Below are 26893 nucleotides of genomic sequence, written 5' to 3' on the forward strand. Positions count from 1 at the left end.
TTGCTGTCTCGGCGTTTCAAAGAACGCCGGGCGATCTTGCTGCCCGTCAGAGGTTCGATCAGCCTCGCGCCCGCATTTCCGCCGAGGCAGTGTCTTCAAGCCATACGTTTTCCAGCCATTGCTTGAACGCGTTGACCTTTTCTGATCTGAGCCGCGAGCGGACATAGGTGAGCGTGTGGCAGCGAATGTTCGGGCCAGTCATCCCGAATGGAAGGACGAGGTTACCTCGTTCCACATCCCGTTGAAGAAGCCTGTAGCTCTCGAGGCACACGCCCCGGCCCTCGACAGCGGTTGCGATCGCCATGAACGCGTCGCGAAATCGAGAGCCGCGATTGACGTCAATCGCCAAGCCGTGGTCCTTCGCCCATTGTTGCCAGCTGTAAAGCGTCTGCTCCGACTTGATAAGGGTATGGCCCACCAGGTCGGATGGCTTGCGTATGGGCCGCTCGCCATTAGCGACCTCGGGAGAGCAAGCTACGACGATTGTCTCAAGGGGGAACTCCTCCGCCGCGATGGAGCCCAGTCGAGGAGCGCTGCCGTAGCAGATATCGACATCGACCGAGCCATCGGACAATTTTGCAGGGTCCGATGTCGACAGAAGCCTGATTTCGATCGAGGGATACAATTCCTCGAATCGAGGCAATCTTGGCATAAGCCACAGGGAAGCCAGGCTTGAAGCACAGCCAACGCTTAGGACGTCGACGCTGTTGCGCCGGCAAACCTCATCGGTCGCCTGCTCGATCATCGAAAGCGCTTCTGAAAGATCTCGGTGGTATCGCTCGCCGATCTCGGTAAGCGACACGTTCCTTCCAATGCGGTGAAAGAGCTTTTCCCCAAGGTCGTCTTCCATCAGCCTGATCTGGTGGCTAATCGCCGACGGCGTAAGCTGCAGCTGGGCAGCAGCCTCGAGAAATGAACCCTTTCTGCCGGCTGCGACAAACGACTGTATTGCACGAATGGATGGAAGTGACGTCATCACGTTCTCGATCCATAGACATCTGATCTAAGAGCGCAGCGGGTCATAGCAATGCTACCTTCCGCGCGGAACGGTGGCCAAAATCGGACCGAACACTCTCACCTGCAGCAATCCGCTTGATGTCTCCGAGAACCTGCGAGAAGTCTCCGAGGCTTGGGGTGCCAAAGCCCATATAGACCTGCTTGAACAGCTGGTAGAGGGTCTCATAACGTCCGCGCGTGCTCGGATCGGGTTCAAACTTTCTGTAGCCCACGCACATAGCAGCCTGAGCGCTCTCGATCGATCCATGATCTTTGGACGCAAGAGCGGCGAATATTCCCGAACCGAGACCCGTCGGGATACCGTCAGGGACCAATATCGGCTTGCCTATGACATTGGCATAGATCTGATTGAGGATGTCGTTCTTTTGCGGGATGCCTCCCCCATTGATGACGCGGTTGACTGGAACGCCGTGTTGCTCCATCCGCTCCAGGATAACCCGCGTATGAAAAGCCGTTCCCTCAATCGCGGCATACAGCTCGTCCTGTGCTGTATGGCCGAGATGCCAACCAAGCGTCATTCCACCAAGGTCGGAGCGGACGAGAACCGTCCGGTCCCCGTTGTCCCAGGGGAGACGCATCAGACCCGTCTTTCCGCCTTCGATGCTTTCCAGGCCTTCAGCGAGCCTGGACACCGTCGTGCCGGCACGTCGTGCTATTGCATCGAACAGGTCGCCTGTCGCAGACAGGCCTGCCTCAACTCCCACAAGGTCTGGATGTGCACTCCCTGGGACGACGCCGCAAACACCGGGGATGAGCTTCACACGTTCACTAACGGCAATGATACAGGTCGACGTACCGATGACATTGACGACGTCCCCCAGACGGCAGCCAGCGCCAATTGCATCCCAATGGGCATCAAACGCACCCGTGGGAACTGGTATCCCGGGGGTTAGGCCGAGTCGTTCGCCCCAGTATGTGCTGAGCCCACCTGCGATCGAAGCAGAGGTCTGATATGTTCCGCCAATCTTCTCGCGCACGCCGTCGAAAAGCGGATCGACGCGGGACAAGAAAGCCTGCGAGGGCAAGCCACCCCATTTCGGGTTCCACATCCACTTGTGTCCCATGGCGCAGACGCTGCGCACCATGCGAGCCGTGTCGGTCACCCCGGTGAGGACCGCTGCCGCCATGTCGCAATGTTCCACGGCGGTCCCAAAGCGTTCGCGCTGGTCGGGGTTGTGGCGCATCCAGTGGAGAAGCTTGGCAAAGCCCCATTCGTGGGAATAGGTTCCACCGCACCATTCAATTGCTTCGATGTGCATGTCGTGCGCCATGGCCGTTATTTCTTCGGCTTCCGCTTTGGCGCGGTGGTCACACCAGAGGTAGTAGTCCCCAAGAGGCTGCATATTTTCGTCGACAGGCAATACCGAGGACCCCGTCGTGTCGACCGCAATTGCACGGATCTTTTTGGAATCCACACCGCATTCGTCGATCACTCGATGCATGGCCAGCACAAGCGCTTCCATATGATCGAAGTGGGACTGGGTTGCCAGGTCGGGATCGGAACGACGACGCTCGAGAGGATATTCCGCGACGCAGGTTCCCAGAGAACCCTTCTCAGAATCAGCCAGCGTTACCCGCACGCTCAAGGTTCCGAAATCAACACCTGCTACAATCGACATGATAATCCTACTTGGAACTGTCTGGCTGGCCGTAGGTCGCCGACTGGCCGTGCTTGCGTTGATAGTGGCGGTCCAGCAACGCGCTGGAAATTTCTGGATCGTCCTGGTTCAGCTGCCGGGAGTGGAAGGCAATCTTGGCGACAGCCTCGAGCATCTCCGCGTTATGAACGGCGTCGGCTGCGTCCTTGCCCCAGCAGAAGGGACCGTGATCGTTAACCAGGGCTGCCGGGACGGAGAGCGGGTCATTGTTTCCGAGTGCCTCAACGATGACCTTGCCCGTGTTGAGAACGTAACTGTCTTTGATTTCGTCGTCGCGCAGCTTGCGAGTGACGGGGATCGTACCGTTGAAATAGTCCGCATGGGTCGTTCCCATGGCAGGAATTCCCCGGCCGGATTGGGCCCACACCGTCGCGAAGAACGAGTGCGTGTGGACCACGGCACCGATAGACTTGAAGCTCTTGTAGAGTTCCAGGTGCGTATCGAGATCAGACGAGGGCCGCAGCGTGCCCTCTAGGATATTGCCGTCGAGGTCGGTTACAACGATGTCTGCGACCTGCATTGCCTTGTAGGAAACGCCACTCGGCTTGATGGCGACAACAACCTTCTCGCGGTCGATAGCGCTGACGTTTCCGAACGTCGAGATGACAAGACCGCTGTCGTAGAGTGCGGCATTTGCATCAAGAACGGACTTGCGGAGCTCGGAATATTTCATCATCGCCTCCTCAGGCCTTTTGACGGCGACTGAAACGATCGGCTGCCACGGCGATCAGGATGATCGTGCCGATGACGACCTGGTGCCAGAAGGTGTTCACGTTGAGCAGGTTGAGGGCGTTGCGGACGACCGCCATCAAAACGGCACCCACGGCAGTTCCAAAGAGAGTGGCGCGTCCGCCGGACAAACCCGTTCCGCCGATAACGACGGCAGCGATGACATCCAGCTCGTACCCCTGGCCGGCTTCAGGCATGGCGGCTTCAAGGCGCGAGGTGAGCAGAACGCCCGCGAAGGCCGAGAGTACCCCGACCAGCACGTAAACGGCGATCTTGACCTTGTCCGTGGGGATGCCGACCAGCCGGGCAGCGTCCGGATTGCTGCCGATCGAGAGAACGAAACGGCCGAAACGCGTGTAATAGAGAAGGTAGAAGGCGATCGCGAAGACGATAGCAGTCAGAATGACCGGAACGGGAACACCGCCGGCATAGCTCTGGCCGATCATTCGAAAGGCGGGGTCGGAGGCGCCCACGATCGGAATACCCTGAGAGTAGACCATCACGATACCGCGGCTGATGACCATGATGGCCATCGTGGCGATAAAGTCGGTGATCCCGACCTTGGTGATCAGGATGCCGTTGACCAGTCCGATCACCGCACCGACCGCAATCCCCCCTGCGCATGCCAGGGGAACGGCATAGCCAAGGACAATCAGGTTTGCGGTCACAAGACCGCTGAGAGCGAGTGTCGAACCGACGGAAAGGTCAATGCCCCGCATCCCGATCACAAAGGTTGCTCCAAATGCGATCACGGCAATGGGTACAGCTTGACGAAGCACGTCAGTCAGGTTGCCGAAGGTGAAAAACCGCGGAGCGGCAAAGCCGAGCGCCACCAGAAGAACGACGAAGGCCAGGTAAACGCCGGCATTGCCGCCGCTGCGAGCGAGCGTAAGGGGCGAGCGCGGGCGTGTAGCTGCAATATCAGCCATGGGTACCTCCCAGAAGATGATGGCCTTGCGGCGGCCTTACCGAATGAAGAGCGAGTGTTTCTTCCTTGGAGGTCGCCGCATCGACGACCGCCGAGATCCGTCCTTCGAACATGACCGCGACCCGGTGACACAGTCCAAGCAGTTCCGCGTTGTCGGCGGACACCACGATGACAGCACAGCCGTCTTTCGCAGCAGCCTGGATGAGGGTGTAGACCTCGGCTTTGGCACGCACGTCGACGCCACGCGTTGGCTCCTCAAGCATGAGCACCTTTGGCTGGGTGAGCAGCCAGCGAGCAAGCATGACTTTTTGCTGGTTACCGCCGCTCAGCGATGTGATGTCGGCAGCGGCGCCATCGCATTTCACGCCGAGCTTCGAGATGTAGCCGGAGGCAATCTCGCGCTCCTTTTTCGGCATCAACGTGATTTTGCCGAGCGTTCGAAGGTTGGCGATCGAGAGGTTCCAGCCGACATTATGTTGTGGGAAAATCCCCTCGGTTTTACGTTCGGCGGGCAAGAAGGCGACGTGTTGACGAATAGCGTCAGTCGGGTCCGAAATTGCCACTTGCTTTCCGTCGATCAAAATCGAGCCGGTATCATGAGGGATCTGCCCAAAGATCGCCCGCAGAAGCGCGCTCTTGCCTGATCCTTCCAGGCCCGTGACGCCGAGGATTTCACCCTTGGCTACGGAGAAGGTGATGTCTTCGAAGACACCCCTTTTCGTCAAACCGCGAACGTCCAAAGAGGGTTCGGACCTTGCCGGGACGCGGGGAGGAAACTGTTTTGCGAGAGAACCGCCGATCATCGCACCGACGACCTTGTCTACGTCGAGGTCCGATACGGGCAGGTCCGCGACCGTGCTGCCATCGCGCAGGACCATCACGCGGCTGACGATGCCGAGGAGTTCCTGGATCCGGTGAGACACATATATGAGAGCTTTGCCTGCCTGCTGAAGCTTCTTGATGATGGCGAACAGCTGTTTGCGTTCGACCTCCTCGAGCGCTTCGGTCGGCTCGTCCATGATGATGATATCGGCATTGCTGCTGATGGCTTTGGCGATCTCGATCATCTGCCGATGGGAGAGGCTAAGCTCTCGAACTGGCCTGTCGAGAGGCACGTCCACGCCCAACTCCCCCTTCAGGATACGCGATGCGGCTGCCCGCATGGCCGAATGGTCAAGCGGCGATGCACTTGAGCGCCCGCGGCGCAGCTCCCTGCCAGCGAATATGTTTTCGGCGGCGTCAAAGTCCGGAAACAGGCTCAGTTCCTGGTAGATGATCGCGATGCCTGCCCTGGACCCGTCTTTGGGATTGTTCAGATCGACCACCTTACCTCTGACAGCTATCGTGCCTTCGTCGCGTGCATATGCACCGGAGAGGATTTTCATCAGCGTCGACTTGCCTGCGCCGTTCTCGCCGACCAGGCCGAGAACCTCGCCGGGATTGAGTACGAGGTCGATGCCATCAAGCGCCTTCGTGTTGCCGAAGCGTTTGGCGATGCCTTTCATCTCGAGCAGCGGAGCGTTTGTCATTCAGGTCACCCTTTTTGAGTGGGCGCCCCCGCGCAAGGCGGGGCCGCGTACTGTCAAATCTACTTCTGCTGGACGTAGACGTAGTCGTTCTGATCGAAGGTCTTGATGTTCTTCGCATCATAGGTTTTGGGCGCCACGAAGATCTTCTTCGGCAGGGCGTTGCCCTTCATCACGAACTCATCGACCGCCCGAATGATGTTGCGACCTTCTTCCTTGGCCCCGGTGTCGACCGTCGCTGCAAAGTCGCGGGTGAGGATCGCGTCGTTGGCTTCCTTCATATTTTCGTAGCCGACGATCGCCACCTTGCCGTTCAGCCCCTTAGCCTTGAGGGCCTGCAGACCGCCAAGGGCCATCTCGTCGTAGAGCGCGACGAGGACTTCGATGTCGGGGTTGGCGGTGAACATGTTTTCGGTTACCGACAGGCCCTGGGCACGAACCCAGCCAGCCGGCTGCTGAGCGACGATTTTGAAGTTGGGGTGCTTCGAGATGACCTCGTTGAAGCCCTTCATGCGCTGGCTCGTATGCGGACCGGGCAGGCCCTCCAGGATCCCGAGCTTGACTTCCTTGTCGCCATAGGTGTCAACCAGCCACTGCGCCTGCGCACGACCGCCGTCACTCTGGTCGTAGCCAATATCGCTGACATAATAGGGGTTATCGGCGACAGGCGAGTTGAAGAGGAAGATCGGAATGCCCGCCTCGGTCGCGCGCCGGATCGAGGGGAGCAATGCGCCTTCGTTGTATAAGGCAACGGCGATCGCATCGACACCGTCGTTGATCCAGGCTTCCATTGTTCTGATCTGGTCGTCCGTGGCAGACTGGCTGCTCGGAGCCTGCACAAGCAGCTGGATAGCGCCGTCGCCACCGCGCTTGTCGATCTCTTCTTTTACGCCAGCCAGAACACGCTGATAGTAGGTGTCCATCGCCGTCGGCAGGAAGCCGACCTTGAGCGGGCGGTTATCCTTTTTAGCGGGTTTGACTTCCTGGCCGGTGGGCTTGATGTCCTTGTCCATCAAGATGCCAGGAAACACCTTCGAATAATCCGCCTGCTGTGCAAGCGCTGGGCTGAAGGAAAGCGAAGCGGTGAGCCCGAGAGCGGCACCGAAGATTAACGTCCGTCTGAAAATTGTCACATGATCCTCCCTGGTGGTGACAAGACAAATCTTTCCCATCCGCGGCACGGGCCCGCGGTGAACTTGGCAAACTGAGATTCAAATCTTCGGCTTACAGTCCCGGTGCGATCGTGAAGACCACCCGGATCGGGTTGGAGCCGTAGTTTAGGCACTGGTAGCTGATGCCGCCCGGCAGGAAGAAAGACTCCCCGTCACGGATGTGAAAGGTTTCGTCGGTATCCGCTAAATAGAAGGTCGCGGGGCCTTGCAGGACGTAGAAGACTGCGTCTCCTTCATGGCTGTCGGGTTCGCTCGCGCGCGGTCCAACGCCGCCCACAGGGATAGTCGCTTCTCCGACATGCATGTAATCGTTGCTGACGCAGAACTGGACAAGAACGGGATGATCACGGCCGGAGACGATGTTCAGACGATCGCTTCTGGCGACCTTTACTAGGTCGCCCCTCTTGCGCGCCTGTGCGCCGTCTACCGGATAGGTTCCGAGGTTCTCAAGGCTCATCACGCTCTCCCTTCGTGCTTATAGAGGCGCGTCGGCCCGTCATAACCGGTAGGAGGGCCGTTCTCGTCCCAGATACGGGGTGCGATGCAAAACAGGATAACTGCAGCCTTGTCGCTGAAGTTATAGCCGCGATGCGGAGCGCCCTTGGGGATGAGTACCGCGTCACCGGGTCCGAGTTCCTCGGTCTGCCCGGTTTCGGGATTTAAGAGATGCACAACACCTTCGAGGACATAGTACACCTCGTCACCCGCATGAATGTCGGCCGGGTCGAAGTTGCTTCCCGGTGGGAGCTGATAGATGCCAGTCGTCTGCTGGTCTGTGCTGGCGAGCAGGTAGTTGAGGTCGCTGGAATATGGCTTCGTGCCCGTATAGATGAACATCTTGTAGCTATCGCGCGTCAGATGGACAGGCTTCTTCTCACTGGGCGGATGTGGGAAATTGCCGAAGTAGCTTGGCAGTTTTGGCATTTCAGTACCTTAGGTCCGGAGTTCACGGAGCAGCGACTTGAGAAGCCGCCAGGTCGAATCGACTGTCGTGTGGTTGAGGCGCTCGCGCGTGGTGTGAACGTCGAACGCTTCTGGTCCGATTGACAGCATGTCAATGTCAGGAACCTTCTTTCGGAAAAGGCCGAGCTCGAGACTGGAGTGAGAGACTTCCACATGTGGCTGCTCGCCGAACTCGCGCTCGTAAGCGGCTTTGGCGGCGTTGAGCATTCGCGAATGAGGATTGTATGGCCATTCCGGGCAATCCGCGAATGTCTCCACGCTCGCGCCGTTGCCGATGAGTTCCGACAGCTGCCGAATTTTGTCGACGATGTTGTAGCGACGGGAGCTGACGGCGCTTGGAACCGTATTGACGATTTCGATGGCCTCTTCATCGCTTGAAAGCAACGCCACGGTGTTGGAGCTCTCGACGAGGCCCTCGACCTGAAGGCTCTTGCTCTGGACGCCGTTGGGAAGCAGATTCATGGCATCGACCAGCGCCCGGGCGGACTGAGCCGAGAAGACTTCAGTAATCTGTCTCCCGGACTGGCTGACTGTGACCTTGAGGTTGGGATCGCTTGCACGATACTCGAGGACAATCGAAGCCGCTTCCGCTTCAATTCTCTGCCTGAGATCGGCGATCCGCGAGGCATCGATCGAAATGATCGCCTCCGCCTCACCCGGGATAACGTAACGGTTCACGCCACCCTTGACTTCGGCTAGGCTGGCACCAGCGTCCCGAATGGCAATCCGAAGGAGCCGTCCGAGCTGGACGATCGCGTTAGCCCGTTCAAGATGGATGTCGAATTCGGAGTGACCGCTGCTCAAGCCGGAGATCCGCAGCGAAAGGGCAGTCTGCCCCGAGACGCGCGGTTCCCACTGAACCGGAATCTTGAAGCGCACCGAAATATCGCCCGCGCAGCCTGCGAAAAGCGACTTTGGATCGTGCCAGTTCATGTCGAGAAGGCGCTTACCGCTAAGCTTTGTGCCGTCGAAGTGTTGCGCGCCGCCCTTTCCGACTTCTTCTTGAACCGTCAGGACGACTTCGAGCGGCGGATGCGGGATATCGTCGGATGCCAGCAACGACATTGCGAATGCCACCCCAACGGTATTGTCCGCCCCAAGGGTCGTCCCTGTACCATGGATGAAATCGGCGATAACCTGAAGTTTGATGCCTTCGTTCTTAAAGTCGTGGTCAACACCCTCATCCCTCTCGCAGACGATGTCGGTATGCCCGTGAAGAATGACGGTCGGAGAGTTTTCGTAGCCCGGCGTTCCCGGCTTCTTAATGAGGAGATTGTAGATCTCGTCCTGGTAAACCTCGAAGCCGCGCGCCCGGGCAAAATCGGCGATGTGATCGCTAACCTGCTTCTCGTTGTAAGAACCGCGCGGGATCGCGCTTAGCTCTTCGAAAAAACCAAAGAAGATCGCCGGCTCGAGACCAGCAAGAATAGAATTGTCGCGTTTATCTACAGTTTTTCCAGCGGGGAAACTCATTCGGCCCTCCTCCCAATACAGCATCTGAGCAATACTTCTTCCCTCGCCGAACATAGTCCGGCGACCTCGTAAACCGTATTGCGTCTCATCTTACGCGCTAAGGCGATCCAGGTTCAGATGCCCTCCACGCATTGAACCATCTCCGCTTTCAGCTCCTAATTCAAACGCAATATTTCATAAAATAGATGAGCATTTTTCATCTGAATTCGTTATGGTATAAGCTAACGCATCCATTGAAGCGCAGGCCGAGGCAAGAGTGGCCCCCGGCGAGTTTCCGCTACCCTGCAGGCACCTGCAGTAATTTGGAGTTAGTCTCGAGCGGTCACTTCAATCGTCCGAAAGCGGCGCCTTAAGGTGGTCGAGAAACGTCCGGAGCGCGGACGGCACCTGTCGGTGCGAAACGTAGTATGCATGGAAACCCGGCCCAGTAGAGGACCAGTCCGGCAGCACTACTTCGAGCATACCAGCCGCGAGTTTATCCTCGACGCGTGCCCGCAGGCAGTAAAAGAGACCGCCTCCCTCCTCCGCCATGCGGATGGATAGTTCTGAATCTCCGAGCGTGAGCAGTCCGGGAACGTCAAGAGCAATCATGCGATCGCCGTCGCCAAGTTCCCATTTGCAGACGTGGTCCGTACCGGTTCGGATCCGGATGCACTCGTGCGTCAAGAGATCTTCCGGCCGCTCGGGCCGCCCTCTTCCATTGAGATAGGTTGGAGAACCGACCACGATCCATTCAAGTTCGGACGTCAGACGCGACGCGATCATCCCCTCGGGAACTGTTCCCCCATAGCGGATGCCTGCGTCAAAACCTTCGGCGACCATATCGATAAAGCGATCCTCGACGCTGACTTCGATCTCGACATCTGGGTAGTTGCTGCGAAAACTGTGCAGTCGTGGAGCGATCAACAGCTCGGCGGCGTCACGCAGCGTGGTCACTCTCACCCTGCCCGTAGGCCCGCTCCTGAAGCTGTCCAGGAGATCCATCGCAGCCTGGATGCCGAGGAAACGGGGCTCCAGTTCGGCAAGCAGCACTTCGCCGGCAGCGGTGAGACTGATGCTCCTGCTTGTCCGATGAAACAGACGGACACCCAGACGGGCCTCCAAGCCCCTGATCGAGTGGCTGAGAGCGGAGCCGGAAACGCCGCGAAGCGCGGCGGCCTTTCGGAACCCCCCCGCCCGCGCGATCGCGACGAAAGTTTCAAGGTCGGCCAGATCGGCCCGCGTCGATACCATGAGTGATGGATACTCGCATTTGTACTGAATAAGATCGTCCTTGCCGACGTCGACCTTGCTTCAGGCGGCTGGCGTCTTCAACCCTTATTCAATTGGCCCTGTCTTTGGTATGTGATCGCCAAGGAAGCAGTCAAAAATTTGACGTTAAATGATCCATATTGGATCCCGGGAAGGACGACGGAGATGGCCGGGTCGCTGAATAATGAGAACCTCCGGGATTAGATGGTCATGCAATGAAGATTTTCGTGTCCTCAGCCACGAGAGATGGCATCGGTTGGAACGGATACCACCTCCGCGCGGGCGGTCTGACAGTCCCGGAGGTTCAAGTTCTGAGCTTTTGAAAACGCCGGCTACCAGTCCTGCCGGGTTGGATGGACGACTATGTCGTTGATCGTGATCTCCGCAGGCTGATCTAGGGCATAGACCACGGCTTCCGCCACCGACGACGGCGGAATACCCTGCTTGTTGAGCTCCCCGGCGATCTTTCTGCCCGTTTCGTCATGAACCTTGTCGGCCCAGCCGGTATCGATCACGCCAGGGCTGATCATAGACACCTGGATCCCGCTTCCCACGCCCACCTCCTTCCTGAGGCTTTCGGTAATACCGCGTATGAAGAACTTCGTGGCTCCGTAAACGCCTGCCGCCTCGCCGACATGAACGCCGGCGATAGAGCTCATATTCAAGATGCGGCCGGACCGGCGCTCCAACATCGACGGCAGCACGGCGGCGATTGCATGGAGATAGCCACGCAGATTGGTATCGATCATCTTGTTCCAATCGCCGACCGCGGCATCCTTCCAATAGGAAAAGAGCATGAGGCCGGCATTGTTGACCAATATATCGACCGGGCCGTACGTCGTTGTGGCAAACGCGACGAGCGTCTTGGTGCTTTCAAAATCCGTCGCATCGGCAACCTGGTAACTGGCAATACCTCCCGAGCCGGCGATTTCTTCGACAAGCTGACTGAGGCGTTCCTCATTGCGGCCGGCAAGGACGACGCGCGCACCTTTTTCTGCCAATCCTCTGGCGGTCGCTGCTCCAATGCCCGAGGAAGCTCCTGTGACGATGGCGACCTTATCTTTCAGATGTGACATGACGTGCTCCTTCACTGCGGTTGGGTCAGTTCGGCTTGACGGGCGGCTTTGACAGGCTCCGGGGTTGTCCGGTTTTCCAATACCTGGCGCTTGGTTTCCTGGTCTCCGCCAACGACATGGTCGATGTCGTTCATGAGAGCCTCGAACCCCTGCTTCGCGACGAGCGTCTTGTCGTTCTTTTGTTCGCGACCGAGCTTTGTACCGCCCATTCCAGCGTTCGCGTGGAAGTCGCTATTGGTGGCGCCCGGAAGTAGTGCCGTCACCGTGACCCCGGTCGAGCGCAACTCCTCGCGCAGAGATTCCGCGAACATATAACCAAATGCCTTTGAGGGGCCGTATACGGTTTCGTATGGCGTGGGTAGGGTCGCCGAAACCGAGGAGGTGATGAGGATCTTGCCGCGGCCGTTCTTGACCATATGTTGGACGACGCGTTTGGCCATATGGACGGTCCCGGTAACATTGATCGCAAGCAGGCGAAACTCATCATCGAGATCGTTGCCGACGAAGGCGCCGCCGATACCGATACCGACGTTCAGAGCCGCGGCTTCCAATGGGCGGCCCAGCCCCTGCGTGAAGGTCCAGAACCCCTCGACGCCATCGTATTTTGAGGCATCCCCTTTGAATGGATATGCTTCGGCATCGAAGCCTCGTAGCGCTTCGGCGGCCTCGTTTACCTTCTCGCTGGAGCCCGAAATGGCGACGTCGAACCCATTCTTGGCGAACTGTTTGGCAAGCTCGAAGCCAATTCCAGATGAGCCGCCCGAGACCATTGCGAGTGGTTTATTGCCTGTCATGATTTCACTCCTTTGGTTTTGTCAGCACCACGATCGCCTCGAGGCGCTGGTGACCTAACGCCCGTGGAGCCGGTTGGTTACATGAGCAAAATCGATCGGGGCGGTGAGCGAAAATCATCCACCGATCTGACAGAAACCAGGAGTAAGTACCTATTTGGTCGCGTCCGCGGTCGAACTGGCCGGGCATTCTCTCCGTCACGAAGGCCCTTGAGAGTGAACGCGGCTCATCGGTGCGTGCGATCCCGCTCACTTCAAGTAGCCGGCGGAATACCCTATTGTTATTGCGCTATCGAACTGTCGTTCGCAGCCAGCAGACATGGTCCGGCCACCGAAGCGCTCCAGTGGCGCCAATGCACTTCTTGCGCTGGTGCCGTCGGCTGAGAAAAATTTCACCGCCGACGTCGTGTTCGGCACACCTTCCAGCGGTGACGGTCCAATGACGGGAAAGACAAAGATGAGCGAGAGAATGAACAGTATCGTGGCTCCTGGCCGCGTTGCGGTCATCACGGGAGCTGCGAAGGGCATCGGTTTGGCAATCGCGAGGGCTCTCGCGGCCCGCGGAATGAAGCTCGCGTTGCTGGATCTCGACACAGACGCACTTGAGAACGTTACCTCGACACTCGATACGGACACTCTGGTTGTGAGCGGCGACGTATCGGATCTATCGGCACTGACGAGGTTGCAGGACGAAACCGTTTCGAGGTTCGGCGACGTGGCCATCCTTTTAAACAACGCTGGCATTACGCAAGGAGCCGGCCCCTGGGATGATCCTGCAAAGTGGCGACGCCAGATCGATGTAAACTTCGGAGGTGTTCTAGCCGCACAACACGTCTTCGTGCCCTACATGATCAAGGCAGCCCGACCATCTGCGGTCGTCAACCTCGGCTCCAAGGAAGGAATTACAACTCCTCCAGGCAATGCCGCCTATTCGGTGGCAAAGGCAGCTGTCAAGGTGCTGACCGAACAGCTGTCGCACGAGCTTTTGAAGGAGTCGGAAGGTCGTGTATCGGCTCATCTCCTCGTCCCGGGGTACACGTGGACACCCATGAACATCGCACTCAAGCCGCAGGGCACTGTCAAGCCCGATGAGGCATGGACCGCCGAGCAGCTGGTGGAATATTTCCTAGCCCGTCTGCTCGACGAGGACTTTTACATCATTTGTCCTGATAACGCGGTTACGTCTGTGATAGATGCCAGACGGATCCGCTGGGCGGCCGATGACATGATCCTGAACCGGCCGGCGCTTTCACGTTGGCACCCCGACTGGATGGATAAATTCGCAGCCTGGTTGAAGGCAGGCCACTGACGGTGGAATGTTTTGTAGAGGAGCGTAGTCCAATGCCTAGACCCTATGTAATCTGTCACATGATGTCGCCGCTGGATGGCCGATTGATCGTCAATGATTGGGCCGAGGGAACCGGCCATTCGGTCGATGAGCTCGTGAATATCTATGACGGCCTGCATGAGAAGATCGGCGCCGACGCCTGGCTTTCGGGAAGAGCGACGGGAGAAGAGTTCGCGGACGCCGTCGACCGGCCCTATCAAGCAACCGGCACAGCCGCGCGACCGATCCATATCGCCAACCCGGATGCCGACGCGTTTGCTGTTATCGTCGACAAGGACGGTCGGCTACGCTGGGACAAGAATGACATTGAGGGGGCTCACGTTGTCGTCCTGACAGGATCTAACGTGGAGAATGCGTACTTGGCGGGCCTCACGCAGGCTGGCGTTTCCTATATCGTATCCGAGAACGATGGCGTCGATCTGAAAAACGCGCTCGACGTTCTCGGAACCGAGTTCGGTGTGAAGCGCTTGATGCTGGAAGGCGGGGCGCAAACCAATGGCCATTTCTTGAACGCGGGTCTTGTTGACGAGGTCAGCCTGGTGATCTTCCCTGCGATCGGGGGCAAGTCGAATACACCGGCCATATTCGAGGGCGGTGAGGATGGGCTTGCCGGCAGGGCGAGGCTCACGTTTATCAGCGCCGAAGCCGCTGGCCTCGGCTCCGTGCATCTGAGATATCGCGTTGGACGTCCATAGGAAAAGATTGTGGAAGGGCTCCCTCCATCGGTGGGCGCAGCTTGTGGGACAAGTGCCGCCTTGCGCGGCACCGCGTCGGTAGATTTGCGCCTTCGATTTAAGGAGACCCAATACATGCGAGATCTAAACGGGAAGCTTTGGACAGCACGATCGATCTTTTTGGCCTGATCCCGTCAGGGACCTCTCGCCTAAAAGAGCGACTGTTTCGTCTTCCAACCGTGTCTATCCGAACGGATTGTTCTGCCAATATTCACTTGCTCTCCTGTGATGCCACTCGAAGTGGCACGTTGGCTCTCTCTAAAGCCACGCGGACCTCGACTGACGGTTCCTGGTCGGTGATGATAACCTCGAACTCGTCAATGGTGGCCAGGACATGAAGAGCAGTGTGATTGAAGCGCTTATGGTTCACGAGCAGGCAGCGACGCGCGGCGCTCGCGATCATCGCTCGCTTCGAGCGGACCACGTCATCATCCATATGGTAGACGCGCGATCCGGAAACTGCTGGCGTTGAGATGAAGGCGATGTCGGCGCTGAGACGCGACAGTGCCTCTTCGGCGACGACGCCGAAAAACCCATTGAACTTTACCGAATAGCGTCCACCGACCGCAATCAGGTTGATCCCTGGTTCCGTCTTGAGTCGATCGATGACCGCCGCATTATTGGTGATCACCGTCAGCGGCCTCTTCTCTGGCAGCAATTCCCCAAGCACCGACGCCATAGATCCGTCGTTGACCATCACCGTCATGCCGGGCTCGACGAGTTCAAGAGCGGCTTCCGCCATACGGCGCTTGGCCTCGCCCTCCTGCTGCTGGCGAAACCGGAAATCGCTTTCGAAATGGCCTCCTGCCTCGATCGTTGCCCCGCCACGGACCTTGCGAAGCATCCCTGCCAGCTCAAGATCATCCAGATCCCGGTGGATGGTCATCTTGGATACAGCGAACCGATCGGATAGGTCGTCCAGATCCACCACCCTCTGCGCGACCAACAGGTCCATAATGGCCTGCCTCCGATCATCTCTCTTCATATTCTAGTCCTCCGGCGCACTAAACCGAACTTTTAACATCAAAATCCGCACCGCACAAAATCACATGCTAACATCATTTTGCGTTAGTTTGTGTTTTTCTGTTCGGCAAAGCCAATGGCGCCTGCTGACATCATAGGAGACGCGAAGACGCGTCATTCCACCGCAGCTCTCGCCGGGAAGGTTTGGAAGCTCCCTGCATGGCCAGAAGCGCTCGAACTTTTCTAACGAAACAGGATGGTTCGGCATTCAAGCGCAAATGTCACCGCCATGGAGATGGTCCCGCGCGTCAGCCGCTCTCAGAAGATGGAGGCCTTGTCCTCCATGGCAAATATCACGGACTACTCGGCCGTCATCAAAGAGGGCGCGAATATCGGACTTCTTCACCGGGCAGATCACCGCGGCGGGCAAGGTGCTTTGAAAAGGCCGGGGTCACTGACACCCGGCCTTTTCTCTGCGTATCGCCTTGGGAGGACGATTGTGAGCGATGCAGCTTGGCGTTCGCGCTATGCGTTAAACTCTTGATACTTCTCCGTCGGCCAAACAAATCTCGACGAGCATGAGCTGGCGATCCGTCAGGCGCGACGGATAGATCTTTGACAGCTGCTCCTCATGCATCGGAACGATTCGTCGTTCGTCCATACCGACGATTTTGAGCATCTCCTCGGCAGACTCGATCAGACGTGTCTGGCTGCCATTGGCAAGGCCCGGCGGCACGAAGCAGGGATCGTTGGCGTTCCCACCCGTAAGATTGCTGTAGGTGTAGATGACGTCGCCAGACAGGACAAACTTGCCGTCTCCATCGCTGGTCTCGACAACTACATATTGCGATCCTGCAGTGTGGGTGTCGAATGCCGGATAAACATGAACGCCTGGCACCAGGTTTTCCCGTTCTCCCTCCACCAGTTCAAGGCGGCCTTCGATATTCGCCTGGGTCAGATAGAGGATGTCCGCCGGATTCAGTCCGGCCTGCAATGAACGGAAGCGGCGACCCTTTGCCAGAATCCACATCCAGGATTCCAGTTCATTCTTCTGAATGAAAATTTTCGCATTCGGGAAGAACTTCAGTCCGCCGATGTGATCGAAGTGCGCGTGCGTTAGGATGACATGCGTGACATCCTGGGGCCTGATCCCGCATTCCCCTAGAACAAGGTCCGGAGGCGTCCAACCTGTGACACCGATTGAATTGGCGATCTGGCCTCCGAAATCGGCAGCGTCGTGACCGGCATCGACGAGAACGACGGCGTCTCCTGTCTTGATGAGAATGTATGCGAACGGCAGGTTCATCGTGCCCTGATTATGGGCGCCGTAAAAAACCCCGCTGACCGGGTGCACCGGGCTTCGCGAGTATTCAAGCACCCAGATCGAATGCGCTCCCATGGTCTTCCTCCCCATGTCCAAGTAGAGACCCTCCACAGCATGCTGTCGTGTCGAAGGTCGTCGTGCCTAAGATGGCGGCCGAACGTCTGAGTTCTCTAGCCGCATTTGAAAGCAGCCCCAGCAGGGGTGCATCTGAAACCAAGACACCGCGCTGCAGGTGCTCCTCCGCCTCGGCAAGCAGGCGATCTGCGCGCCCCAGATGGGAGAGTGCGTGGTCTTGCCCCGCGAGACCGCGTGAGCCCGCAAGCGAGTAACGGACGGATCGCTTTATCTCTTTGGCGCGGTCGGCGAGTTCGCCAATCAAGAGGCGCATGCTCTTCTCCTTCAATGCCATATGCATGAAGGAATAGATCGCGAGGAGCTCGCCATATGTCCTGACGAGCGCCTCGAGGCATGCGCGTGCCTCCGGCGATGGAACCGAGCCCACGAGCGCTTCACAGCGGAAGCCACCGAAAACCGTGCCTCCGCTCGCCATCATCGTGCAGCCGTCGGCAGCGGAGCATTCGGCGGAAGAAGGTTCGCTTCAGTCAAAGCATCCCAAAATGCAGCGGGAATTGTCTCGTTGATCGCCTTGACGTTCTGATCGACTTCGAATGCGCTCTTTGCGCCCATGACAAGGGTGGCCACTGCCGGATGCGCGTAGACGAATTGCATCGCCGCTGCGGGCAAGCTCACCGCATATCTCGAACAAATGCTCTCGATGACCTTGACCTTTTCGACGACGGCCACCGGAACCTTGCCGTAATCGTAAGTCGCCGCAGGACCGCCGACGCCGGTCGCCAGGATCCCGGAATTGAAGATCCCGCCGGCGATCACGGAGACGTTCCGCTGGAGCAACTCGTCGAACGCGGCCTCAAGCGGGGCATGGTTCAAAAGGGTGTAGCGGCCCGCGATCAAAGAGCAGTCGATCGGAAATTCACGGGCGACACCAACGACAGACTCGGTCTCGTTGACACCCAGACCAATCGCCGCGACGGCTCCACTGGAGCGAAGTTCGTCCAGTGCCTTGTAACCGGAGGCCCGCAGCTGATTCCAATAAAATTCGCTCTGGTCGCCGTGCCATGCCCGACCAACGTCATGCACGAGAAGAACGTCAATATAGTCCAGGCCGAGGCGCTGTTGGCTATCTTCGAATGCGCGCATCACGCCGTCATAGGTGTAGTCGTAAGTGTCGAGAAACGGAAGCGGGTCGATCCACTCGATGCCGTAGACGGTCTCAAGCTTCTTCGTCCTGCTGGCGGGCTTCAATACGCGACCGACCTTGGTGCTCACCACCACGTTTTCGCGCAGCTTGTTCGCCCTAAGGGCATGGCCAAGATAATGCTCCGACTTGCCAAAGCCATACATCGGCGCGCAATCGAAGTAGCGGATTCCGGCCGCGTAGCCAGCGAGGATTGTCGCTTCGAATTCGTCATAGGAGACATCCGCGTTGAAGCCAGAGAGCGGCACAGTGCCTAGCCCCAGCGAAGTCACCTGCACTTTGCTTTTTCCGAGCGGTCTAGTTTCGAGTTCGGTCATGTGGTCATCCTTAGATGTCGATGGGGGCGTCGCGAGGATCTGACCTCAGCCATACCGTCATTATTCGGGTAAGGCGCGTGTTCCAGCTGCGTGTCAGGTCGCGCTGGCGTCCTCGCCAACCACGCCAGAAATGCTTGATAAACCTCCAGTCTGACTCCTCAATCAGCAAGGTGTAAGGTATAAGGTCATACCTATTCAAGCAAGTCTTTTTGCGCGACGAGAACCAGAATTTCGAACTGTATGAAAATTTCTACCTACCTTTGACGCGGTGCCGCGGCTCTTCGCAGACGATCATTGATCGCCCATCCAAGGCCAGCCAGCGGGATTGGAGCGAACGCGATTACATCACTTGGCCCAGCCGAAGCGTCGGCCTCACTCATGACGGTGTAGAGGTTGCGGGCAGCCTCATGAAGGTCACCAGAAGAAGATAGCGTGAACTGAGACCCTTCGCTTTCTGGACCGAAACCGACCCAGACCATATTGCCGGCAGGGCGATCGACATTCATCTGAACTGCAGCTTCCGGAGCATAATGGCTCTTTAGCTGGCCTGGAGCCGAGACTTTCTGGGGAGCGCTGTCCTCGTCAATCGGACCGAGCAAAGCTTCCAGCGCCTCCCACGTAACCGACCCGTGGCGTAGAATGGTCGGAGAGCCGACCAAAGACAGAATGGTCGATTCAAGGCCATGATCGCATGTGTCTTCTTCCACGATTCCCGAAATTCGTCCGTCCAACTGCCGGGCAACCTCTGCAAAGCGCGTCGAGGTGACCTTCCCGGAACGATTGGCGGAAGGCGCTGCCACCGGAAATCCGACGGCTCGGATCAGCCGCTGGGCGACGCTTGACGACGGAAATCGGATTGCGACATTTTTCATGCCCGCGGTAACTGCGGTTGCGAGCCCCGCGTCTTCCCGCTTTGGCAGAAGCAATGTCAGAGGTCCCGGCCAAAAGCTGGCAGCAGCCAACTCTGCCTCCGGATTGAAATGTGCCATCCTGCGCGCCATTTCCAAGTCCGAAACGTGGATAATTAGCGGGTTATGCCGCGGGCGTCCCTTGGCTTCATAGATGCGCTCGATCCCGGCGGGGCTGCTGGCGTCCGCGCCGAGCCCGTACACCGTCTCCGTCGGAAAAGCGACAACTTCGCCATTTCGCATTAGCCAGGCGGCAGCTTCAATCCCGCTGTCGCTGACGTCAAAACGACGGGTGGCGGTCATCTTTTTTCCTCGCGCTGGTTCCGGAACGGAGCAGAGATCGATACGGCCAAAGCCATTGGTTCAGGGGCCCGGTTCCGCGTACCTGCTGACAGTCTCAACGTCCTCCCCGCCGAGCCAACCTCAGTTCAAGCCGACTACGCTGTGCGGCACGTATGGCTCCTCGAGTTCGCGGACCTCGTCGTCGCTTAGCTTGACGGCCAACGAAGCGACGGCATCCTTCAGATGCTGAAGCTTCGTGGCGCCGATTATAGGAGCCGTCACGCCCGCCTTTGTGTTAAGCCACGCCATCGCAACGAGGGATCGTGAGACGTTCTTGTCGTCTGCAATCTTTGCGACGACGTCTACGACGCGGCGATCCGCCTCGTCCGCGTGACCGTAGAACCGAGCGGTGACATTGTCGGTCTCGGACCTCAAACTGCTTTCCTCCCAAGGCCGGCTGAGGCGCCCGCGAGCCAGCGGACTGAACGCCATGATCCCCACACCTTCAGCTTTGCAGAGCCGCAACATCTCCCGCTCTTCCTCGCGATAAAGGAGGTTCATCTGAGCTTGCATCGAGATGAAACGCGACCATCCGGCAGCGTCCGACTTGTAGAGCGCGCGCGCGAATTGCCATGCGTAACAATTGCTCGCACCGATGTAGCGAACCTTGCCGCTTCGAACGAGATCGGTCAGCGCTTCCAGCGTCTCTTCGATCGGGGTCGAATTGTCCCAGAAATGAATTTGGTAGAGGTCGATGTAGTCGGTCCCCAGCCGCTTGAGGCTGGCCTCAGCCTCCGCCATGATTGCCTTGCGGGAAAGTCCGACCGCATTCGCTCCACTGCGCATCTTGCCGTAGACCTTGGTGGCAATGACAACCTCATCACGCGGCACCATCTCCCTGAGCAGCTTGCCGACGATCTCCTCGCTTGTGCCGTCTGAGTAGGCATTGGCCGTGTCGAAGCAGTTTATGCCCTGTTCGAGTGCCTCTTTGATAAAGGGCCTGCTGTCGTCTTCGGACAAGGTCCAAGCATGGTTGCCGCGATCGGCGACGCCGAAACTCATGCAACCAAGGACCAGTTGCGAGATTTTCAGACCTGACCGGCCAAGCTGACGATATTCCATCTGTCATCTTCCTTCTGATACGGTTTTCGAGCCGAACTTGGCGAGCGCCTGCGCCAGCTCTGGATAAGATTTGGCATATTCATGGAGATCGATTCCGGCGACCGCGGCATCCCAGGCCGCACGGACCGCTCTCACACCCGCCGAAGGCCCGCCGGGATGGCTGACGACGCCACCGCCACAAAGGTAAAGGTGGTCGACCGTCTGCCCCGTCCTCCGATAGGTCTCGGGTGCCTGTCCACCCCACTGACCAGAACAAACGACCGGTAGCGGACGGTCGGCGTCACTGAAGATCGGTTTCTGGAGATCACGGAACGATTGGACGAAAGAATGGTCCGGTTCCCAGTATTTGGCGGCGATGCCGTTGATCTGGAATTGGTCCACGCCGAGAAGTCGCCAAAGCTGTTGGTAGACTGAGAAATCGAACCCGAGACCAGGATGCCGGGTAAGAAGATCCCAGCCGTTGCGATGGGCGTGCAAGGCCAGAGACGACCGTCGACGCAGAAACAGAAAAGCGCCCATGCCGATCGAATTGATGTTGATGACGGCGGCGTTGCCACCCTCGCGCACGACCAGGTCGTGCTTGCGAAGCATCTCGTCGGGATCGACGTCGGAAATGCCGAAGGCATACATCACCTTCTTGCCGGTACGCTGCTCCTGGTCACGGATGATCGGCATTATGGCTTTCACCCGCGCCTCCAATGAGGAGTACGGTGGCGACATCAGTTTCTCATCGTCCTTGATGAAGTCGACGCCGGACGCGACGAGTTCAGCAACCACTTGCGCCGTCTGGTCCGGGGTCAGGCCGAGCGCGGGCTTGATGATCGTGCCGATGATCGGCCTGTCGTAAACGCCGGTCAGGCGCCGGGAGCCCTCGATCCCGAATTGGGGTCCTGGATAGACTCTTTCGAACTCTGGAGGCAGTTGCAGGCCGACGATCCGAAGTCCGGTGAATCCCTTGATCGACCATACGCCGCCAAGAGCGACCGTCGTCAGAGCAGATAGATCGGTGCCGACCGCTTCCAGCGGATAGGCGATCGTCGCCAGGGCACGATTGAACGCCCTCCCCTCAGAAGGAAGAGACGGCACGCCGACTGCCTCCAGCCTCTCCAACGCCACGATCCTCGCGGCCGCACGAGCCTTCAGCTCTGGCGTCTCACCCGGCAAATCGACAAAGGTCCCCGTAGATTGGTCGCTGGCTATTTTGTCGGCCAGCACCTCAGGATCCCCTGCTGTTTCGATGCGGTAGGTGACCAGGATGTCGGAAGGCCTTGGTTGAGCCAATTCTATCGTCATGGGAGTCACGTGGTTGGCACTGGCGCGGCCGCGGGGATGAGGCCGGATGATTTCAGATCGTCCCAGAAGGCGGCTGGGATCGGGGTTGAGATCGCGGCGACGTTTGCCGCCACATGTTCCGGCGTCAGCGCTCCCTGCACCACCGCAGTCACTGCCGGATGTGCGTAGACAAATTGTGTCGCTGCAGTCGCAAGCGAGACGCCATGGCGCTCGCAGACGGTTTCGAGCGCCTCGACCTTCCGGACGATCGCTTCGGGAGCGGGCTGGCAATCGTAGGTGCGGGTGGTTGTCATCGACTTGCTGCCCTCGGCGAGGATGCCGGAGTTGTAGATGCCAGCCGCAATGATACCGATGCCCCGACGCTGCATTTCTGGATAGAATTGGTCGAGAGCGCCATGGTTGAGCAGGGTGTAGCGTCCGGCGACCATGGAGCAATCGAGATCGAATTCCTCCGCAACCTGCAGGACCGACGCCGTTTCATTGACGCCGAGGCCGATCGCTTTAACCGATCCCGTCCGCCGCAGTTCGTCGCAAGCCTTGTAACCGCTCGATCTCAGCGCCGACAGATGGGTGCTATATGCCTCGCGGTGCCATTCGCCGCTCACGTCGTGGAGGTAGAGGATGTCAACGTGGTCCATGCCCAGCCGCTGCTGGCTATCTTCGAATGCGCGCATGATGCCGTCGTAGGAATAGTCGTATTCATCGACGAACGGCAACGCCTTCACCCAGTCGATCCCGTAGAGGCTCTCCGCGCGCTTGGCGCGGCTTTCAGGCTTGAGAATCCGTCCCGCCTTGGTGCTGACAACAACCTTTCCGACGAGATCATGATTCCTGAGAACATGACCGAGAGAATGCTCGGATTTTCCGAGACCGTAGAGTGGCGCGGTATCGAAATAGCGAACGCCGAGCTCATACGCTTTGAGGACGACCGCTTCGAAGGCCTGGAAGCTCACGTCAACGTTGCAGCCACCGAGGGGCGAGGTCCCCAGTCCCAAGGAGGTGAGCGTTACTTCGGTTTTTCCAAGTGTTCTCTGCAGCATTGCTGATCGTTCCTTATTGCCGTAATGCCTCGGCGGACGGCCCAAAGCCGCCCGCCTCAGCTGATTGATTTACATGTATTTCTCGACGTTGGTGGCATCGAGGATGAGCCACGGAACGACGTAGTCCTTGTCCTTGCCGCCCTTCCATTCCATCAGCGAGCCCCATATTTCGGCCTGCGGCTTGTAGTCGTCGCCCTTGATCGCATGCAGCGCAAGGTCGACGGCACCCTGGCCTTCGGCGCGGGCGTATTTGTAGAGTGACACCGCCAGCTCGCCCTTCTTCACGGCGCGCTTGGCGTCTGGAATGCCATCGATCGACAGGACCGGAACGGTCTTGAGGTCGATTCCAGCGCTCTTCATCGCCTCGATCGCGCCGAGCGCCATCTCGTCGTTCTCAGCAAGAACCCCGTTGATCTGACCCGGATGGGCGAGCAACCAGTTCTCCATCAGAGCCTGGCCCTCGGCTCGGCTCCAGTTGCCTGTCTTGGCCTCGATAAGCTTGAGATTGGGGAACTTGGCGAGGCCGGCGTCGACGCCGGCACGGCGCTCGATCTGAGCGGACTGGCCGATCGGGCCTTCCATCAGGACGACGTTGCCGCCCTTGGGAAGCCGCTTGCCGAGTTCTTCAGCGATAATGCGGCCGCCTTCGGTATCGTTGACGATAATAGAGGCGGTGTAGTTCTTCGACTTCGTCTTGAGCGCCGATACGATCAGCGGAATCTTCGCTTCCGCTGCTTTGTCGATCGGCGGGGCTGACGCCTCGAGATCGAAAGGTGCCATGATGATCGCATTAAACTGCTGGGTGATCGCGGTATCGATCTGGTTTGCCTGGGTGAGCGGGTCATACTTGCCGTCGAAAACGGTAATCTCGACCTGGCCCGACTTAACTGCGGGATGGTTCTTGATTTCGGTCGACCAGGCTTTCATGTATTCGCCGGACTCGCCGAACGACAGCGCTGCTATCCGAATTTTGTCTTCCGCGAACGCTAGCTTGGGTCCGGTCAAGGTCGCCGCTGCGAGTGCCACTCCTATACCTGCCTTGAGCAGGCTCCTCCTGAACATTTGCATTTACTTGCTCTCCTCTGGTTTAAATTTGCCCAAGCGCATCTTTCATGGCCGGGCATTGTCGCCGAGCATGTCGGCGGCAATCCTGAAATTCGCTATTTTCGGATTTGGTCGGCGATAACCGCGACAACGATGATGGTGCCCTTGAGCACCTGCTGGTAGTAGGAAGATACCCCCATCAGGTCCATGCCGTTATTGATGGTGCCAATAATCAGGGCTCCAATGAGAGTACCCAGCAACGAACCGCGCCCGCCTGCGAGGCTGGTGCCGCCGATGACGACGGCGGCGATCGCATCAAGCTCGTAGCCGATGCCGGCTTGCGGCAACGCGGCAGTTGTCCGCGCGGTCAATACAAGCCCAGCCATACCAGCTAGCAGGCCGGAAATAACGTAAGTGGCACCAACGATCATCTTGGTCGAAATACCGCTCGTGCGCGCCGCCTTCTCGTTGCCCCCCACGGCGTAGACGTAGCGACCAAAGGTCGTGTAATTTAGAACGACCCAACCAACGATGAATACGAGAAACAGAATGATAATCGGAACCGGGAGGTACATGACCTGGCCGGAGCCGATCCACTTGTAGGCGTCGGAAAGATTAGGGATCGGGCTTCCTTGGGAGAAGATCAACGTCAACCCGCGCGCCACACTCAGCATTCCAAGCGTCACCACGAACGGCGGAACTTTGATTGCGGCCACGAGGACGCCGTTCACAAGGCCGAGGCCCGCACCGACTGCAAGTCCGGCCAAGATGCCGATGAGTACGAAGTGTTCGTTCGTCTCTGTGACCAGGCTCGCAGCGATCATACCAGCGATGGCCATGACCGAACCAACGGACAGGTCAATGCCCTTTGTTAAGATTACAAAAGTGACACCGATCGCCAGAATGCCGTTGATCGACGACTGTCGGACAAGGTTGAGCCAGTTCGGCCAGCTCATGAAATAAGGGCTGGCAACCGAAAAGAACGCGACGATCAGCAAGAACACCAATACGATGCTGAATTGCCTTATCATCTCGCCGGCACGGAAGCTTCCCGATTTTTCCACAGCGATTGTACTCATTTTGCAAATCTCCCATTGGCGGATTGGGGCTGTCGATCAGCTCGCCAAATCCATGAGCGTCTGTTGTGATGCCTCGGCACCGTCGATTACGTTGACGAGCTGCCCCTGCTTGAAGATCGCGATCCTGTCACTGAGCTGCATGATCTCCGGTGCCTCCGAGGAGACCACCAGGACGCCGTTACCTTTTGCCGCGAAGTCCCGCAGGAACGCGTAGATCTCCTGCTTAGAACCTTCGTCGATGCCGCGCGTCGGTTCGTCGCAAATGAGCAGCTTCGGATTCGTCAGAAGGCATCGAGCCAGCACGACCTTTTGCTGGTTGCCGCCTGACAGAGTTTCGACGGCAACATCCGGCGACGCCGACTTGATCCTCTGTGAGACGATCATGTCTTGGACCGCGCGGCGCTCTTTGTCCCCGCGGATGAAACCGCTGATGGCCATCAAGGCGAGCGAGGAAAGCGTGATGTTATGGGCAATGGATGCCGACAGCACGAGACCGCTGTCCTTGCGGTCCTCGGTCACCATCGCCATGCCACGCTGGATCGCATCCTTCGGACTGCCTGGCTTGACCTTGCCGCCGTCGAAGACAATTTCGCCTCCTGTCGGTGAGTGCAACCCGAATATTGTCTCGAGGAACTCGGTTCGTCCGGACCCAAGCAGTCCGTAGATGCCGACGACTTCGCCCGACGCCACGTCCAATGAGATGTCCCGGAAATGAGACGCTCGCGCCAAGTTCGAGACCGAAAGCAGGATTGGCGCGTCTTCGAGAGGCTTGCCCTTCTCGACTAGCTTGACTTCACGGCCCACGATCTGTGTCACAAGATGACGGCGGTCGATGTCTTTGATGTTTCCGGTCTCGATGAAACGGCCGTCGCGGAACACTGTGTACTCATCCGCGATTTCAAAGATTTCGGTGAGTTTGTGAGACACGTAGATAATTGCGGAACCGCGCGCGGTGATTTTGCGGAGCGCGTTGAACAAGACATGCACTTCGTGTTCACCGATAGCCGACGTCGGCTCGTCCATGATGACGATATGCGCCCTATAGCTGAGAGCCTTCGCAATTTCGACGAGCTGAATCTGGGCGAGGCTCAATTCTCCCATCTTCTTGGTAGCGTCAACTTCGAAACCGAGCTCATCGAGGAATGCCTGGGCGTCCCTGCGCATCTGGCTGAAATCGACGAGCACGCCAAGCCGCTTCGGCTCGCGTCCAAGGTAAAGGTTCTCGGCGACGGTCATCTCGGGGACCGGAGAAAGCTCTTGAGTGATAATCGCAATGCCGTGACGCAGAGCGTCAGCGGCGCTTTTGAAGTCGACCTGCTCACCATCGATCTCAACAATCCCCGCATCGCGGCGGAGCAATCCCATCGTGATGTTGAGGAAAGTCGACTTGCCGGCGCCATTGCCGCCGCACAAGGCATGGACGGTGCCAGCCTTTAGAGTCAGTCGCCCATCAACGAGTGCCGGAACGCCGTTAAACGACTTTTCGACGCCCTCGGCCCGCAGAAGCACACGTGCTGACGACGACTGCGCGGTTGCCTGAACTGTTATCTTCTCAGTTGCGTTGACCATGATATGACGT

25 protein-coding genes and 1 pseudogene are annotated in these 26893 nt (G+C 58.2%); 3 read left to right on the forward strand and 23 right to left on the reverse strand.

The window, feature by feature from the left end; genetic code table 11:
• Positions 1-58: 58 nt before the first annotated feature.
• The 12 genes from CCGE531_RS33605 to CCGE531_RS33660 all read right to left on the reverse strand — a co-directional run bounded on the left by CCGE531_RS33605 (position 59) and on the right by CCGE531_RS33660 (position 12587).
• Positions 59-976: a LysR substrate-binding domain-containing protein gene (locus CCGE531_RS33605; protein ID WP_120671165.1), complete on the reverse strand. Its 918-nt coding sequence runs from the start codon at positions 974-976 to the stop codon at positions 59-61.
• Between the two features lie 43 nt (positions 977-1019).
• The gene (locus tag CCGE531_RS33610) at positions 1020-2636 is read right to left on the reverse strand and encodes a ribulokinase (RefSeq protein ID WP_120671166.1); all 1617 of its coding nucleotides are present in this window, start codon (positions 2634-2636) and stop codon (positions 1020-1022) included.
• Positions 2637-2643: 7 nt separating this feature from the next.
• On the reverse strand, positions 2644-3348 hold the full coding sequence (araD, locus tag CCGE531_RS33615; protein ID WP_120671260.1) for an L-ribulose-5-phosphate 4-epimerase AraD: 705 nt from the start codon (positions 3346-3348) through the stop codon (positions 2644-2646).
• Between the two features lie 10 nt (positions 3349-3358).
• Entirely contained in the window at positions 3359-4333 is a 975-nt protein-coding gene (rbsC, locus tag CCGE531_RS33620) for a ribose ABC transporter permease (protein ID WP_120671167.1), read from the reverse strand.
• Positions 4326-5861, reverse strand: coding sequence for a sugar ABC transporter ATP-binding protein (locus CCGE531_RS33625; protein WP_120671168.1), 1536 nt, complete (start codon positions 5859-5861; stop codon positions 4326-4328). Before CCGE531_RS33625 ends, rbsC begins: the two co-directional genes overlap by 8 nt.
• A gap of 59 nt (positions 5862-5920) precedes the next feature.
• Entirely contained in the window at positions 5921-6991 is a 1071-nt protein-coding gene (locus CCGE531_RS33630; protein WP_162944174.1) for a sugar ABC transporter substrate-binding protein, read from the reverse strand.
• A gap of 91 nt (positions 6992-7082) precedes the next feature.
• Positions 7083-7487, reverse strand: coding sequence for a cupin domain-containing protein (locus CCGE531_RS33635; RefSeq protein WP_120671170.1), 405 nt, complete (start codon positions 7485-7487; stop codon positions 7083-7085).
• Complete coding sequence (locus CCGE531_RS33640) at positions 7487-7954, reverse strand: cupin domain-containing protein (RefSeq protein WP_120671171.1); 468 nt, start codon at positions 7952-7954, stop codon at positions 7487-7489. The genes CCGE531_RS33635 and CCGE531_RS33640 overlap by 1 nt, the downstream gene beginning before the upstream one ends.
• 9 nt (positions 7955-7963) lie before the next feature.
• Positions 7964-9520 carry an aminoacyl-histidine dipeptidase gene (locus CCGE531_RS33645; protein ID WP_245459622.1) on the reverse strand — a complete coding sequence of 519 codons (1557 nt, stop codon included), beginning with the start codon at positions 9518-9520 and terminating at the stop codon, positions 7964-7966.
• Positions 9521-9793: 273 nt separating this feature from the next.
• Positions 9794-10699, reverse strand: a complete 906-nt coding sequence (locus CCGE531_RS33650) for a LysR family transcriptional regulator (RefSeq protein ID WP_120671173.1) — start codon at positions 10697-10699, stop codon at positions 9794-9796.
• A 350-nt stretch (positions 10700-11049) separates the two neighbouring features.
• Complete coding sequence (locus tag CCGE531_RS33655) at positions 11050-11793, reverse strand: SDR family oxidoreductase (RefSeq protein WP_120671174.1); 744 nt, start codon at positions 11791-11793, stop codon at positions 11050-11052.
• Positions 11794-11804: 11 nt separating this feature from the next.
• Positions 11805-12587 (reverse strand): SDR family NAD(P)-dependent oxidoreductase, encoded by a 783-nt coding sequence (locus CCGE531_RS33660; protein WP_205586542.1) that lies wholly within the window; start codon positions 12585-12587, stop codon positions 11805-11807.
• 454 nt (positions 12588-13041) lie between these two features.
• On the opposite strand from CCGE531_RS33660, the gene CCGE531_RS33665 reads away from it, so the two are divergent.
• Both CCGE531_RS33665 and CCGE531_RS33670 read left to right on the forward strand, forming a co-directional pair.
• Positions 13042-13893, forward strand: coding sequence for an SDR family NAD(P)-dependent oxidoreductase (locus tag CCGE531_RS33665; RefSeq protein ID WP_120671176.1), 852 nt, complete (start codon positions 13042-13044; stop codon positions 13891-13893).
• A gap of 32 nt (positions 13894-13925) precedes the next feature.
• Entirely contained in the window at positions 13926-14627 is a 702-nt protein-coding gene (locus CCGE531_RS33670) for a RibD family protein (protein WP_120671177.1), read from the forward strand.
• Positions 14628-14877: 250 nt separating this feature from the next.
• On the opposite strand, the gene CCGE531_RS33675 is transcribed toward CCGE531_RS33670, so the two are convergent.
• A complete protein-coding gene (locus CCGE531_RS33675; protein ID WP_120671178.1) occupies positions 14878-15651 on the reverse strand; it encodes a DeoR/GlpR family DNA-binding transcription regulator in 774 nt (257 codons plus the stop codon).
• Positions 15652-15903: 252 nt separating this feature from the next.
• On the opposite strand from CCGE531_RS33675, the pseudogene CCGE531_RS35150 reads away from it, so the two are divergent.
• Positions 15904-16063, forward strand: a pseudogene (locus tag CCGE531_RS35150) (NAD(P)(+) transhydrogenase (Re/Si-specific) subunit alpha); the annotation flags it as partial.
• Positions 16064-16161: 98 nt separating this feature from the next.
• Here the strand turns inward: CCGE531_RS35150 and CCGE531_RS33685 are convergent.
• The 10 genes from CCGE531_RS33685 to CCGE531_RS33730 form a co-directional block, all read right to left on the reverse strand.
• The gene (locus tag CCGE531_RS33685; RefSeq protein WP_120671179.1) at positions 16162-17028 is read right to left on the reverse strand and encodes an N-acyl homoserine lactonase family protein; all 867 of its coding nucleotides are present in this window, start codon (positions 17026-17028) and stop codon (positions 16162-16164) included.
• Positions 17000-17506: a hypothetical protein gene (locus tag CCGE531_RS33690; protein ID WP_245459623.1), complete on the reverse strand. Its 507-nt coding sequence runs from the start codon at positions 17504-17506 to the stop codon at positions 17000-17002. Before CCGE531_RS33690 ends, CCGE531_RS33685 begins: the two co-directional genes overlap by 29 nt.
• Complete coding sequence (locus CCGE531_RS33695; protein ID WP_120671180.1) at positions 17503-18546, reverse strand: aldo/keto reductase; 1044 nt, start codon at positions 18544-18546, stop codon at positions 17503-17505. Before CCGE531_RS33695 ends, CCGE531_RS33690 begins: the two co-directional genes overlap by 4 nt.
• A 254-nt stretch (positions 18547-18800) precedes the next feature.
• Complete coding sequence (locus tag CCGE531_RS33700; protein ID WP_120671181.1) at positions 18801-19757, reverse strand: L-threonylcarbamoyladenylate synthase; 957 nt, start codon at positions 19755-19757, stop codon at positions 18801-18803.
• 120 nt (positions 19758-19877) lie between these two features.
• On the reverse strand, positions 19878-20858 hold the full coding sequence (locus CCGE531_RS33705) for an aldo/keto reductase (RefSeq protein WP_120671182.1): 981 nt from the start codon (positions 20856-20858) through the stop codon (positions 19878-19880).
• A 3-nt stretch (positions 20859-20861) separates the two neighbouring features.
• Positions 20862-22151 (reverse strand): 3-oxo-isoapionate-4-phosphate decarboxylase OiaX, encoded by a 1290-nt coding sequence (gene oiaX / locus CCGE531_RS33710; RefSeq protein ID WP_162944176.1) that lies wholly within the window; start codon positions 22149-22151, stop codon positions 20862-20864.
• A gap of 5 nt (positions 22152-22156) precedes the next feature.
• A complete protein-coding gene (locus CCGE531_RS33715) occupies positions 22157-23191 on the reverse strand; it encodes an aldo/keto reductase (RefSeq protein WP_120671183.1) in 1035 nt (344 codons plus the stop codon).
• A 69-nt stretch (positions 23192-23260) separates the two neighbouring features.
• Positions 23261-24259 carry a substrate-binding domain-containing protein gene (locus CCGE531_RS33720; RefSeq protein ID WP_162944178.1) on the reverse strand — a complete coding sequence of 333 codons (999 nt, stop codon included), beginning with the start codon at positions 24257-24259 and terminating at the stop codon, positions 23261-23263.
• A gap of 92 nt (positions 24260-24351) precedes the next feature.
• Positions 24352-25314: an ABC transporter permease gene (locus tag CCGE531_RS33725; protein WP_120671184.1), complete on the reverse strand. Its 963-nt coding sequence runs from the start codon at positions 25312-25314 to the stop codon at positions 24352-24354.
• A 36-nt stretch (positions 25315-25350) separates the two neighbouring features.
• A complete protein-coding gene (locus CCGE531_RS33730) occupies positions 25351-26883 on the reverse strand; it encodes a sugar ABC transporter ATP-binding protein (RefSeq protein WP_120671185.1) in 1533 nt (510 codons plus the stop codon).
• Between the last annotated feature and the right edge of the window lie 10 nt (positions 26884-26893).

The organism is Rhizobium sp. CCGE531 (assembly GCF_003627795.1).
In the GTDB taxonomy this organism is placed as follows: Bacteria; Pseudomonadota; Alphaproteobacteria; order Rhizobiales; family Rhizobiaceae; genus Rhizobium.